The 12,803-nt window shown below is 36.5% G+C and carries 13 protein-coding genes and 1 other RNA gene; 5 read left to right on the top strand and 9 right to left on the bottom strand.

Going from position 1 to position 12,803, the window contains the following annotated elements; translation table 11 throughout:
- The gene (locus ACY2RT_RS00330; RefSeq protein ID WP_490153876.1) at nt 1-1,428 is read right to left on the bottom strand and encodes an ATP-dependent DNA helicase; all 1,428 of its coding nucleotides are present in this window, start codon (nt 1,426-1,428) and stop codon (nt 1-3) included.
- Between the two features lie 127 nt (nt 1,429-1,555).
- Between ACY2RT_RS00330 and ACY2RT_RS00325 the strand changes: the two genes are divergently transcribed.
- The 3 genes from ACY2RT_RS00325 to ACY2RT_RS00315 are packed head-to-tail and all read left to right on the top strand — an operon-like array spanning nt 1,556 to nt 3,550.
- Complete coding sequence (locus tag ACY2RT_RS00325; RefSeq protein WP_490153875.1) at nt 1,556-2,215, top strand: hypothetical protein; 660 nt, start codon at nt 1,556-1,558, stop codon at nt 2,213-2,215.
- Entirely contained in the window at nt 2,196-3,017 is an 822-nt protein-coding gene (locus ACY2RT_RS00320; RefSeq protein WP_490153874.1) for a DUF3822 family protein, read from the top strand. The genes ACY2RT_RS00325 and ACY2RT_RS00320 overlap by 20 nt, the downstream gene beginning before the upstream one ends.
- On the top strand, nt 3,017-3,550 hold the full coding sequence (locus tag ACY2RT_RS00315; protein ID WP_490153873.1) for an RsmD family RNA methyltransferase: 534 nt from the start codon (nt 3,017-3,019) through the stop codon (nt 3,548-3,550). Before ACY2RT_RS00320 ends, ACY2RT_RS00315 begins: the two co-directional genes overlap by 1 nt.
- Nucleotides 3,551-3,563: 13 nt before the next feature.
- On the opposite strand, the gene rnpB is transcribed toward ACY2RT_RS00315, so the two are convergent.
- Nucleotides 3,564-3,881: RNase P RNA component class A (gene rnpB, locus ACY2RT_RS00310), an RNA gene on the bottom strand.
- Between the two features lie 92 nt (nt 3,882-3,973).
- On the opposite strand from rnpB, the gene ACY2RT_RS00305 reads away from it, so the two are divergent.
- Nucleotides 3,974-5,743, top strand: a complete 1,770-nt coding sequence (locus ACY2RT_RS00305; RefSeq protein ID WP_490153872.1) for a DNA polymerase III subunit gamma/tau — start codon at nt 3,974-3,976, stop codon at nt 5,741-5,743.
- 15 nt (nt 5,744-5,758) lie between these two features.
- Nucleotides 5,759-6,340: a MiaE family protein gene (locus tag ACY2RT_RS00300; RefSeq protein ID WP_490153871.1), complete on the top strand. Its 582-nt coding sequence runs from the start codon at nt 5,759-5,761 to the stop codon at nt 6,338-6,340.
- A gap of 19 nt (nt 6,341-6,359) precedes the next feature.
- Here the strand turns inward: ACY2RT_RS00300 and ACY2RT_RS00295 are convergent, their stop codons facing one another.
- From ACY2RT_RS00295 to ACY2RT_RS00265, 7 genes are all read right to left on the bottom strand, one after another.
- On the bottom strand, nt 6,360-7,274 hold the full coding sequence (locus ACY2RT_RS00295; protein WP_490153870.1) for a Ppx/GppA phosphatase family protein: 915 nt from the start codon (nt 7,272-7,274) through the stop codon (nt 6,360-6,362).
- 2 nt (nt 7,275-7,276) lie between these two features.
- A complete protein-coding gene (gene ppk1, locus ACY2RT_RS00290) occupies nt 7,277-9,370 on the bottom strand; it encodes a polyphosphate kinase 1 (RefSeq protein ID WP_490153869.1) in 2,094 nt (697 codons plus the stop codon).
- The gene (locus tag ACY2RT_RS00285; protein WP_490153868.1) at nt 9,370-9,855 is read right to left on the bottom strand and encodes a SixA phosphatase family protein; all 486 of its coding nucleotides are present in this window, start codon (nt 9,853-9,855) and stop codon (nt 9,370-9,372) included. The genes ppk1 and ACY2RT_RS00285 overlap by 1 nt, the downstream gene beginning before the upstream one ends.
- A gap of 3 nt (nt 9,856-9,858) precedes the next feature.
- Nucleotides 9,859-10,503, bottom strand: coding sequence for a pyridoxamine 5'-phosphate oxidase (gene pdxH, locus ACY2RT_RS00280; RefSeq protein WP_490153867.1), 645 nt, complete (start codon nt 10,501-10,503; stop codon nt 9,859-9,861).
- A 74-nt stretch (nt 10,504-10,577) separates the two neighbouring features.
- A complete protein-coding gene (locus ACY2RT_RS00275) occupies nt 10,578-11,483 on the bottom strand; it encodes a ribonuclease Z (protein WP_490153866.1) in 906 nt (301 codons plus the stop codon).
- Between the two features lie 11 nt (nt 11,484-11,494).
- Nucleotides 11,495-11,830 (bottom strand): ribonuclease Z, encoded by a 336-nt coding sequence (locus ACY2RT_RS00270; RefSeq protein ID WP_490153865.1) that lies wholly within the window; start codon nt 11,828-11,830, stop codon nt 11,495-11,497.
- Nucleotides 11,820-12,758 (bottom strand): aspartate carbamoyltransferase catalytic subunit, encoded by a 939-nt coding sequence (locus ACY2RT_RS00265; RefSeq protein WP_490153864.1) that lies wholly within the window; start codon nt 12,756-12,758, stop codon nt 11,820-11,822. Before ACY2RT_RS00265 ends, ACY2RT_RS00270 begins: the two co-directional genes overlap by 11 nt.
- Between the last annotated feature and the right edge of the window lie 45 nt (nt 12,759-12,803).

Raw genomic sequence — 12,803 nt, 5'->3', positions numbered from 1 at the left:
CTACGAATCTACAAAAAACTCATCTTTAAATCCAATCAAGTATAGTTTTTCTTTGGCACGTGTTACGGCCGTATACAACCACCTAAGATACTCCTTGTCAATACCGTTAGGCAAGTAAGGCTGTTCTACAAAGACTGTATTCCATTGCCCTCCCTGTGATTTATGACAGGTGATCGCATAAGAGAATTTAACCTGTAATGCATTAAAATATTTGTTGTTCTTTACAGAAAGAAATCGTCTGTAATTTGATTTTTCTGAAACATAGTCCTGCATTACTTCCTGATATAATTTATTGGAATCTTCATAAGAAAGTGAAGGGGTTTCGGAAGTAAGTGTATCTAAAATCAAGACTGTTTCAAAAGGCTGCATTCCGGGATAATCGACCATTCGTATTTTTACTTCAGCAAAACGAAAACCATATAGATCTTTAAAACTAAAGATTTCCAACACCTCAATAATATCTCCATTAGCTATAAACCCGGCTTCAGTATGCGGTTTCACCCAAAAATAGTTGTTCTTTACAACCATTAAATAATCACCGGCAGACAACTCTTCTTCTTGAAAAAGGATACGATTCCTGATATTCTGATTGTATAAATTTGCACGTTTATTGGAACGGACAATAATCACAGTATCCTCATTTCCAAGGGTTGAATAACTATCACTAATTGCGTCCATAAGTTCTTGCCCATCCAACGGACGAATAACTTCCTTAAATGGACTTTCAGAAAATTTAAAGACTTCAAAAAGACCGTCTTCTATACGGTTACGTATTTTCGTGGCATTAACAAGTATGCCACTATCTTTTTGTTGCCTAACCACTTCGTCCATTTCCAACTCAATAACTTCCTTGTTGTAATAATTTTCCAGGGTATGTCTATCTAATGCAGGGCTAATGGATAATTTCACAGGAGGTAATTGTGCCGTATCTCCTATTAAAAGCAGTTTACAATTATGACCACTATATACATACTGCATCAGGTCATCCAGTAAAGATCCGTTTTCAAAAAGTTTAGACTCCTGGTTAATATCTGGGATCATTGAGGCTTCATCTACTATAAAAATAACGTTTCGGTGTTTGTTCTTTTGTAGTGTAAAAGATACTCCTCCTCCTTTTTGGCTCTTGGGATAATATATTTTTTTATGTATGGTAAATGCTTCTTTGTTAGAATAGTTGCTGATCACTTTTGCTGCTCTTCCGGTAGGTGCCAGTAATACCGCAGAATTTTTTGCCTTCCACAGGTTTTTTACGAGAGTTCCTATTATAGTTGTCTTTCCGGTTCCGGCATACCCTTTCAATAAAAAGACTTCTTTCGCGTTACTGCTCAACGCAAAGCTTGCCAGCAGTTGCAGGGCAATATCCTGCTTAGGTGTAGTGGTGTGGGGAAAATCACTTTTTAAAAGACTATAAAATTGAGGTACGTCCATGAAATCATTACTAATCTAAGAGGGTTTAAAGATAGCTATGATTTTTTCGGAATATACTTTAACGAACAAAAAAAAATTGTAGATTTGCGATAGACCATTTGTACAACTTATTTAAACCTTTAAAATAATGAAACTTGTTATACAGCTACTTCTTTGGATTGTTATCATTTTCTTAGGATACCAACTCTATAATTCTATTAGCGGACCTATTGAATTTAACAAAGTCAAAGAAGCGCGTTACACCAAAGTAATCAAGAATTTAAAAGACATTAAAAATGCAGAGTTAGCATTTCAGGAAATTACAGGTAGTTTTACAGGAGATTTCGATAGTTTAGTTCGCTTTTTGGATACTGCTCAATTTGCGATTGTACAAAGACGCGATACCAGTTATGCAGATGTCGCTAAAAATAAGGCATTTGGTCTTGATGAAGGTTACTACATAGAAGAGACATTATTAGATACATTAGGATTCACTCCGGTAAGAGATTCTATTTTTGCCGGATCCGACCGTTATAAAACAATGATGAAAATTCCTATAGAAGGTGTAACCGAAGATTTTGAATTAAAAGCTGGCAAGCTTGAAAAAGGTGGCGCCATATATTCTGTTTTTGAAGCAAGAGTAGCTAAAGACGTACTTTTGGGCGATCTGGATAAAGGCCTGTTGTCCCAAGAGAAGCAAGTGATCTCTGTTGATGGTGTAAATGGCCCTTATATCAGTGTAGGTTCTATGGACGAAGTGAATACAAGTGGTAACTGGCCAAAAATTTATGATTCCAAAGCGCAATAACATACTAACAAATTCAAATAAAAGACTGTCCGTTCAAGTTTCATTGACCGGACTTTCTTTTTTAGTGTCGGTTTTTGATACTAAAGATGTTTTGTTTTTTTTAGAAAAAAAATTTAAAAATTACCGAACCCCCGAAGAATTATTACTGGAAGTTAAAGATGTACTTTCAGAAAACAATGAATTGCAGGACAGTTTTAAAGAAGTTACCGTAATTTATGCTACCAACATCTATAGTTTGGTTCCTGGCTCTCTGTTTGATGAAACTAAAGCAAGTGATTATTTAAAATTTAATTCGAAAATACTGGGGAACGATTTTATTGCACACGATATATTGCAAAGTCAAGATATTGTAATAGTATATGTTCCTTTTGTGAATATTAATAACTACCTGTTTGATCGTTTTGGGAGTTTTCAATATTATCATGCAACAACCGTTCTTTTAAAATTGATTCTCAATGCTGAAAAGCATTCTCAGGGTGATAAGGCCTACGTGCATGTTCAGGATAGCATTTTCGATCTCATTGTTATAAAAGATGGAAATCTTCAACTATGCAATACACATTCGTATAAAACACCCGAAGATTTTATTTATTATATTTTGTTTAGCTTGGAACAATTAAAGCTGAATCCGGATACTATAGAAATGATCCTTTGCGGTTCAATTACCAAAGAAGATACTTTTTATGAGATTATTTACAGATACATTAGAAGTGTAGCATTTACCACATTGGAATCTGTTGAGAGAGAAGGATTTTCAAATAGTGATACCCCTCCCAGCTTTTTATTAAAAAACAGTTTATAGTGCGAATCATTTCCGGTTTACATAAAGGAAGACGTCTCACTGCACCTAAATCATTGCCGGTAAGGCCTACTACAGATTTTGCTAAAGAGTCCCTTTTTAATATTCTTAATAACCGAATAGATTTTGAAACTGTTTCTGTTCTCGATCTTTTTGCCGGTACCGGAAATATAAGTTATGAGTTTGCTTCACGGGGGACAAAAGAAATTAACAGTATCGATGCACATTACGGATGTGTAAAATATATTCAAAAAACAGCCGAAGAACTTTCCTTTCCTATCAAAACCATTAAAGCAGATGCTTATACCTTTTTAGGAGTAACAAAAACTACATTCGATATCATATTTGCAGACCCTCCCTATGATTTCCCCGTTGAAAAATTTGAAGCAATAGTAAATACTATATTTAAAAACCAATTGTTAAATGAAGAAGGGATGGTTATTATTGAACATTCCAAGCATACAGACCTTTCATCACACCCAAATTTTACTGAAGCCAGAAAATACGGAAGTTCTGTTTTTAGTCTTTTTTCCTAAACAACTTCAAAAATAAGAAAGCAGGCCTGTAAGCCGGATTCTGTATCCACCTGAGGCGGATCCTTATCATTTATCTGGATGCATTGTTACCAATACATTCTATCTGCCTACCCTCCTGCATCGGGCGGGTACCCTCAAGCACAGGTTTACGTGGCATTTCACCGCATAGAGTTTACCTGGTTTCACTACAGCATTACCTGTACATCCTTTCTGTTGCACTTGTCCGGTCGCGCCTAAACGTGACGACGGCTGTTAGCCGCTATGCCTCCCTGTGGTGTCCGGACTTTCCTACCTTAAACATAAGTTTAAGATCGATAAGGCGGCCTGCTTTTACAAAAGTAATCCAATGTTAATAAATACCGCAAAATAGCAAAGGCTATTTTTTAAAAACTAAATTGACATCTTTATATTTGTTTTACTTCTATGGAACACTTTATAGTATCAGCACGTAAATACAGACCTACCGTTTTTAAGAATGTAGTGGGACAACAAGCCATTACCAATACGTTGGAAAATGCCATAGAAAACAATCATTTGGCACAAGCTCTCTTATTTACCGGACCCCGTGGAGTTGGAAAAACTACCTGTGCCCGTATACTGGCCAAGAAGATCAATCAGGATGGAACCGAAAAAGTAGATGAAGACTTTGCTTTCAATATTTTTGAATTGGACGCTGCCTCCAACAATTCTGTAGATGATATCCGAAATTTAATTGACCAGGTACGTATTCCTCCTCAGGTTGGTAAGTATAAAGTGTATATAATTGATGAAGTTCATATGCTGTCATCAGCTGCATTTAATGCTTTTCTGAAAACACTGGAAGAACCTCCAAAACATGCCATTTTTATTCTTGCAACTACCGAAAAGCATAAGATCATTCCAACTATTCTTTCACGTTGTCAGATCTTTGATTTTAAAAGAATAACGGTGAATGATATTAAGGGGCATTTGGCAGATGTGGCCAGTTCTGAAGGTATCGAAGCCGAAGATGATGCGCTACATATCATCGCTCAAAAAGCAGATGGAGCCTTGCGTGATGCACTTTCCATATTTGATCGTGTTGTTAGTTTTTCCGGAAAAAATTTAACACGGCAAGCTGTTACCGAAAACTTGAATGTACTTGACTATACGTACTACTTTTCAATTACAGATTTGCTACTTGCCAATAACATTCCGCAAGTATTGGTCGCCTATAATGATATTCTTGCAAAAGGATTTGACGGCCATCATTTTATTACCGGGTTAGCTTCACACTTTAGAGATCTTTTAGTGTGCCAAAATGAAGAAACCATTACTTTACTTGAGGTGGGCGAACAAGTAAAAACTATGTATTTTGAACAATCAAAAAATACTTCGCATGAGTTTTTACTGGAAGCCATTGAAATTGCCAATAGCTGTGATTTAAAATATAAAACAAGCCGCAATCAACGATTACTGGTAGAGCTATGCTTATTGCAATTGGCTTCTCTTACTGTCAAGAGTGAAAAAAAAAACCTTGATCGCTTCGTAATTCCCCCGTCCTATTTTGTAAAAGAAAAAAATACTGCTTCTTTAGCAACAGAAATACCTCATACAAAGAAAACTGAAGCAGCTGCACTGGAGCATGTAGTTTCTGAAACTACCGAAAATTATCCTTCAAAGGACAATGAGCTTCCCAAACCCGAAAAACCAAAAGAGCCTGTAGTGCCTGAACGTGTTATTGAGCGGCCACAGATCCTGGCAGAACGAAATGCTAAAAAAGTGTCTGCGCTGTCTTTAAAAAGTATTCAGAAAAAACAAGAACTTAAAAAAGAATTGGTTGCCTCACAACCGGATGAAAAGAACCTTCCTGTAAAAGATTTTGATGAGTCACAAATGATCAGTGTTTGGAAAGAATATACAGATCAGGTAGAAAAGGAAGGAAAATATAACCTGCTATCGCATCTAACCATGGGGGTACCTAAATTGGAAGGTACTTTAATTCATCTGGAATTTCCCAATTCTACAATCAAAGTGGAAGTAGAACGTGCTAAATATGAGTTGTTAGGTTTTCTTCGTGAAAAATTACAAAACTATGATGTCGACCTTTCAATTGAAGTGAATGAAACCATTGAGAAACGGTATGCATATACACCTCGTGAAAAGTTTGAAAAATTAAAAGAAAAAAATCCCATGATCGAAAAACTCCGAAAAGAATTCGATCTGGATATTTAATGAATAATTAAAAAAATGCTTGGTTTACAACTTCCTACCGACCCACGTTGGGTAAATATTGTTGAAAAAAACATTGAAGAAATTCTAACAGATCATGCTTATTGTGAGCAAAAAGCGGCATCTACAGCTATTTCACTGATCGTTTCTTTTCCAGAATATACAGAGCTGGTGCAAGAAATGATTGCTCTGGTCAAGGAAGAGATTAGCCATTTTAAAATGGTTCACGATAAAATCCTGGAACGTGGATGGGTGATGGGTCGTGATCGTAAAGACGAATATGTGATACAAATCACACAGTTTTTTCCAAAAGGAGGAAGCCGTACCACGCAATTGGTGCATCGTTTGTTATACGCCGCTTTAATTGAAGCTCGCAGTTGTGAGCGTTTTAGATTATTAAGTGAAGAACTGGAAGACAAAACGCTGGCAGATTTCTATAGAAATCTAATGGTGAGTGAAGCTAATCACTATACTATGTTTTTAGGATTTGCCCGTCAATATGGTGAACGTACAATAGTAGATAAAAAATGGAATGAACTACTTGCTTTTGAGGCAGAAGTAATGAAAGACCTGGGAAAAAGTGAAACAATACATGGTTAATTAGCTGATCGAAAAACATCTACTGTCTAACTTCCAGCTCCTCAGCTAATTTCTCATTATACAAACTCTTAATAATTCCATCGGAAAGACCAATTTTTGGAACGTGTATATCCTTTGCCTTACTCCATTTCATGGCAGAAAGATAGATTCGGGTAGCAGGAATTACAACATCAGCACGGTCCGGATTCATGTTGAGTTCCACGATCCTTTCTTCATAGGAGAGCCTTTGTATCTTTTTATAGTAAGAAGTTAAGTAAAAATAACTAAGGGGTTTTCCTATTTTAATTCCGCTGGCTTTGTAGATGCTATTTATATTTCCTCCGGAGCCAATTACAGAAATGCTGTCATACTGTTCGGTATTTTTCTGAACCCATTGTTGCACCTCTTCCCACATAGATTCATCTACCATTTTATTAATAAGACGCACTGTACCTAATTTAAATGAACGAGAAGTAACGGTGTGGCCATTTGCAAAAATGGTAAATTCTGTACTACCTCCTCCTACATCCACATATAAAAAAACCTTATTGTCTTGTATTAATGATCTTAGGTCTGTTGAAGCAATTATTCCGGCTTCTTCTTCCCCGTCAATAATATTAATATGAATTCCGGTTCTTTTCCTAATCTTTTCAGCGATATCCCTGCCGTTGGATGCTTCACGCATAGCCGAAGTTGCACACGCCCTGAAACTAACAATATTGTGGGTTTTCATCAATAAGCTGAAAGCCTCCATCGCATCCAGCATACGCAGGTAATTCTCCTCGGAGATCTCTCCTTTTATAAAAACATCAGCTCCCAAGCGAATAGGTACCCGCACCAGTGAAATCTTCTTGAAAATAGGTTCACGTTCCGGTGGTTCAATTATGGATGCAATTAATAAACGAATGGCATTTGAACCAATATCTACAGCAGCGTATTTATGAATATTTAACAAGTCTAATTTTTAAGTTTTTCCTGATAGTATTCGTACATTTTAAATTGCGAGCGTACTTTTTCATTATTGAGCCTACGATAGGCATTGTCCTGCATGTCTGAAATGACGCGGGCTTTTACCGTATCACTCCAACTAATCTCAAAAGTTTCTATGATCTCTTTTTTGATATCCACATCATAAATTGGACAAGAGATTTCTACCCGGTTGTCCAGATTTCTACTCATTAGATCTGCAGAAGATATGTACACTTTTGGGTCTCCTCCATTGTAAAAAATAAACAGTCTGGGATGTTCCAAAAATTTATCCACAATACTAATTACTTCTATATTCTCACTCATTCCCTTCACCCCGGGAATTAAACAACAAATCCCTCTAACAATTAATTTAATATCAACCCCTTCCCTGCTGGCCTCATATAATTTATCGATCATTTTAAAATCAGAAAGGCTGTTCAGTTTTAGTTTAATGCCACTTGGCAAGCCATTTTTCCTGTTTTCAATTTCTGTGTCGATCAATGCGTATAAAGCATTTCGGGTGTAATGCGGAGAAACGATAAGATGCTGGTATTTTTTGATTTTATAATTCACTTCAAAGAAATCAAACACCTTATTGATCTCTTTACATATTTTTTGATTGGAGGTGAAGAGCGTGTAATCTGTATAAATACGGGCAGTAGATTCATTAAAATTCCCGGTACTTATAAAACCATAACGCTTCATTTTATCTTTTTCCAAACGCTCAATTACACAGGACTTGCAATGTACTTTCAATCCGGATACACCAAAAATAAGATGTACTCCTTCACTCTGCATTTGCTCGGCATATTTAATATTGGCTGCTTCGTCAAAACGGGCCTGAAGTTCTATTTGAACAGTTACATCTTTTCCATTCTTAGCTGCATTTATTAAAGAGCTTGCGATGTGCGATACTTGTGCCAGTCGATAAATAGTGATCTTTATAGATTGTACTTTTGGGTCCAGAGCAGCTTCTCTAAGGAATTTTACAACGTATGAAAAACTTTGGTACGGTGCGTATAACAGGTAGTCCTTTTCAGCAAACTTAGCGAACAAACTTCCCTGCAAGCTAAGTCCCGGAATAGGCAATGGCTCAATTTTACTGTACAAAAGATCTTTTCTTCCCAGACTTGGAAAGCCCATATAGTCACGGCGGTTATGGTAACGTCCCCCGGGAATAATGCTATCTGTAGTATCAATTCCCATTTTATCCATTAAAAACTGTAGTGTATGCTTATCAATACTCTTATCGTATACAAAACGAACCGGGTCCCCGGAACTACGATTTTTAACACTCTTTGAAATTTTATCGATAAAACTTTTACTTAAATCACTATCTATATCCAACTCAGCATCTCTGGTGATCTTGATCATATGTGCGGAAATACTTTTGTAATTGAAAATGCTAAAAATATTTTGCAGACAATGCCTGATCAAATCATCAAGAATAATAATAAACTGCTTGTCACCATCCGGCGGCAATACTACAAAACGCTCTATAACTCTTGGTATTTCTATAAGAGCATAATTGTATTTTGATTCAAAAGTTTCGTCTTCATCAGACATTACCATTTTTATGGCAAGGTAAGCAGCACTATCTTTTAATGCCGGAAATTGTTCCAATTCACCTATCATAATAGTTACTAATGCCGGGCTTACTTTTTGAATGAAATAATCTGAAATAAATTTGCTTTGTTCTGGTGTAACTTCTGTTTCGTCAATAATAAAAATATTTTCCTTCTGAAGTTCATTTTCAATAGTACTTAATATCTGAAGGCTGGTTGTCTGCTGCCCGATAACTGTATAGGTAATCTCATCAAGTAATTCTTTAGCTGAAATACCCCCTAAAACTCTTCTTCCTCCTTTACCGGCCTCTACAATACGTTTGATAGTAGCATAACGGACCTTAAAGAATTCATCCAGATTATTTGAAAAGATTCCCAAAAACCGGAGCCTTTCAATCAAAGGAACTGTTTCGTCTTCAGCTTCCTGTAACACCCGGGCATTAAATTTTAGCCAGCTTAACTCACGATTGAAGTAGTGATTTTCAGTTTTAATTATTTTTTCTGTAGGTAGGTTCATTATTTTAAATCTTTGGGAAATAATGTTTTAACTGTGGTTCCTGTCGTAATACTATCCCACGTATCTATTTCAAATTGAAGCATTACAAAACCACAGGTAGGAACATTTTCAATATACTTGTTTCCTAACATATTTGCAATCGAGGTAAACGCATGATTATGGCCTACTATCATCACTCTGTCCAAAGAATTATCCAAACCTTTGATGATATTCATGACTCCCTGTCCGCTAAAATCATATAAATCGTGATTTTTTATAAAGTCTGTTTCTTTGATATTAAAAACTTCCTTAAAAAAATTTGCAGTGGAAAGCGCACGAGTCGCATCACTTGTTACGATTTGTTCTGGTGGTTTTATCTGGTCTTTTAATGTGCCAGATACCAACTTACCATCCCGTCTTCCTCTTCCTTTTAAAGGCCGTTTGTGGTCTTCCACATCGTGTTTCCACGACGACTTTGCATGCCGAACCATATAAAGTGTTTTCATATATTAAGGTTGAAGTCTTTTAATGTTCCAATCTAATCCATCTAAAGTATAGAGGATTCTGTCGTGTAGCCTGTTGGGCCTGCCCTGCCAAAATTCAATACTAACCGGGGTAACTACATAGCCCCCCCACTCTTTTGGCTTAGGAACTTCTGTATTTTCATATTTTTTTTCTAATGCCTGTAACTTTGCCTCCATTGCTACTCTACTCTCTATCTCACTGCTTTGATCGGATACTAAAGCTCCTAACTGGCTACCTTTTGGGCGCGAATGAAAATAGTTGGAAGAATCTTCTTCGGAAGTTTTCTTTGCAGTACCCTTTATAATAATTTGACGTTCCATAACTGGCCAGAAAAAAGATAAGGACACTTTATTGTTTGCAGCAATCGACAGTCCTTTTTCACTGGCATAATTAGTGTAAAAATAGAATCCGTTTTCATCGTATTTTTTTAACAAAACAACTCTTCCCCTTGGAAAACCATCCGTACCAATAGTTGTTAACATCATTGCATTTACCTCATCTACACCTCCCGTTAATTCTGTCTCATAATACCATGTTCTGAATTGCTGTAACGGATTTGGATTAACAGAATGCTCAGAAAGTTCTCCTTTTTCGTACGATTTTCGATATTTGTGAAGATTGTCCCTCATATTGCAATTTTAATGCAAGTTACGAGTTTTACAGAACGTATTAAAAAGCTATTTATAAAATATGTATTAATTTATTAAAAAGAAAATGCCTTTCCGTCCTCTGCAAGTTCTACATTCTTAAATATTTCCTGTGCTTCTTCCTTAAATAGATTCAGGTCTCCGTAACGCCCTGAATAATGTCCTAAAATAAGAGTTCCTGCATTTGCCTTCTTAGCGATTACAGCAGCTTCTTTAGCAGTACAATGCTTAGTAGGTTCGCAAAGATGATGGTGTTCTTCTAAAAAAGTAGACTCGTGATATAAAGCCGTTACATCTTTTAACTGCGGAACTATTTCGGGGAAATAAGCGGTATCACTACAAAAAGCATAGGATCGTGGAGGGTCGGGGTCTAAAGTGACGTCTCTGTTGGCAACCGCTTTTCCATCGTTATTCACCACATCGTAGCCCTGTTTTAACTTACTATAGTAGCTTAGGTCAACATTTGCTTTTCTGGCAGCATCAATATTCAACTTACGCTCTCCGGGTTTCTCCTGAAAAAGAAAACCGTTTGTATATACGCGATGGTCCAAAGGAATTGTTGTTACTGAAACTTTCTCGTCTTCAAACAATACTTGTGGCTCATTACTATCCAACTCATGAAAATACAAAGGATAATTTGTCCACGATTTTCCTAATTTCAGCTGAAGGGTGATTGCTTCTTTGATTCCCTTAGGGCCATAAATGTTAAGTTCTGCTTCACGGCCCAATAATCTGAATGTTGAAATAAGCCCAACCAATCCAAAAAAATGGTCTCCATGTAAATGAGAAATGAATATGTGCCTGATACGGGAAAATTTTACTTTATAACGCCTTAACTGAACCTGCGTCCCTTCTCCACAATCTATTAAAAACAAGTGGCCTCGAATTTCCAATACCTGAGCTGTAGGATGTGCTGTTGTTCTTGGTGTTGCAGAATGGCAGCCCAAAATAGTAAGGTCCATAATTATCTGTATTAAAAGCCCAGGTCTCGTTCTATCTCTTCCATTTCAACAATATCACCAGCTTCCTGAAGTGTTGGCACTACAATCATTTCAAAGGGGATATCATCCGGGTTAATAGCATCATTAACTATTACAAAGGAGTGCTTTGTGGAACGATGGTATGTAGATAGTTTTAAAAAAAGTAATAATTGAGTTAAATCTAATTGATCGTATTTTAAAATATTGATAACAACATTGTCTTTTTCGAACTTCTTTGGAATGATATGTTCCAGAAATGAAACAAAATCCTGCAGATCGTCCTTATCGTCTTCTAAAACAATGAAATTTTCTCTTTTGTCAGTCTTCATTATGTTGAATTTTTGATGCTAATAAGTACAATACTGCCATTCTTATCGCTACACCGTTCTCAACCTGATCCAGAATGATCGCTTGTTTACTGTCAGCAACATCACTGGTAATCTCCACACCTCGATTAATAGGTCCTGGGTGCATTACTACAATCTCTTTATCAAGTGAATCTAGCAGCTTCTTGTTAACGCCAAATTGCTGAGTGTATTCGCGCGTAGTAGGAAAGTAACTAATTTCCATTCGTTCATTCTGAACCCGTAACATATTTGCCACATCACACCAGTCCAATGCATTACGAAGATTCCCTTCTACCTCCACTCCTAATTTATCTATAAATTTAGGAATAAGAGTTTTAGGGCCACACACCTTAACTGATGCTCCAAGCTTTTGGAGTGCAAAAATATTTGATAGTGCCACTCTAGAATGTAATATGTCTCCTACAATAACTACATTTTTTCCGGCCACATCTCCTAACTTCTCCCTAATAGAATAACAGTCTAATAGTGCTTGTGTAGGGTGCTCATGAGCACCATCACCGGCATTAACAATACTGGCATTTACATGTTTTGAAAGAAATATTCCTGCTCCGGGGTTAGGGTGACGCATAACGACCATATCCACTTTCATGGAAAGGATGTTGTTTACTGTATCTATTAATGTTTCCCCTTTCTTTACGGAAGACGAAGAAGCTGAAAAATTAACTACATCTGCGGAGAGGCGTTTTTCCGCCAGTTCAAAAGAAAGGCGGGTTCTGGTACTATTTTCAAAAAATAAATTGGCAATGGTAATATCACGTAATGATGGAACTTTTTTAATGGAACGATTGATCACTTCTTTAAAATGATCTGCTGTTTCGAAAATCAATTGAATATCATCTTCGGTGATGTATTTAATTCCCAGTAAGTGATTTACACTTAATTCACTCATATTTTAGTATTCAGTTGGCAGTTGTTCTCCTACCGGATCTATATG

This window comes from Ulvibacter sp. 2210JD10-4 (assembly GCF_058148525.1).
This window is presented reverse-complemented; position numbering and strand designations above follow the sequence as displayed.

Excerpts from the sequence above, each read along its gene's own strand:
- ACY2RT_RS00270 (WP_490153865.1), bottom strand. The coding sequence starts at position 11,830 with ATGAAGACTGACAAAAGAGAAAATTTCATTGTTTTAGAAGACGATAAG.
- ACY2RT_RS00330 (WP_490153876.1), bottom strand. The coding sequence starts at position 1,428 with ATGGACGTACCTCAATTTTATAGTCTTTTAAAAAGTGATTTTCCCCAC.
- pdxH (WP_490153867.1), bottom strand. The coding sequence starts at position 10,503 with ATGAGGGACAATCTTCACAAATATCGAAAATCGTACGAAAAAGGAGAA.
- ACY2RT_RS00325 (WP_490153875.1), top strand. The coding sequence starts at position 1,556 with ATGAAACTTGTTATACAGCTACTTCTTTGGATTGTTATCATTTTCTTA.
- ACY2RT_RS00265 (WP_490153864.1), bottom strand. The coding sequence starts at position 12,758 with ATGAGTGAATTAAGTGTAAATCACTTACTGGGAATTAAATACATCACC.
- ACY2RT_RS00305 (WP_490153872.1), top strand. The coding sequence starts at position 3,974 with ATGGAACACTTTATAGTATCAGCACGTAAATACAGACCTACCGTTTTT.
- ACY2RT_RS00320 (WP_490153874.1), top strand. The coding sequence starts at position 2,196 with ATGATTCCAAAGCGCAATAACATACTAACAAATTCAAATAAAAGACTG.
- ACY2RT_RS00300 (WP_490153871.1), top strand. The coding sequence starts at position 5,759 with ATGCTTGGTTTACAACTTCCTACCGACCCACGTTGGGTAAATATTGTT.
- ACY2RT_RS00285 (WP_490153868.1), bottom strand. The coding sequence starts at position 9,855 with ATGAAAACACTTTATATGGTTCGGCATGCAAAGTCGTCGTGGAAACAC.
- ppk1 (WP_490153869.1), bottom strand. The coding sequence starts at position 9,370 with ATGAACCTACCTACAGAAAAAATAATTAAAACTGAAAATCACTACTTC.
- ACY2RT_RS00275 (WP_490153866.1), bottom strand. The coding sequence starts at position 11,483 with ATGGACCTTACTATTTTGGGCTGCCATTCTGCAACACCAAGAACAACA.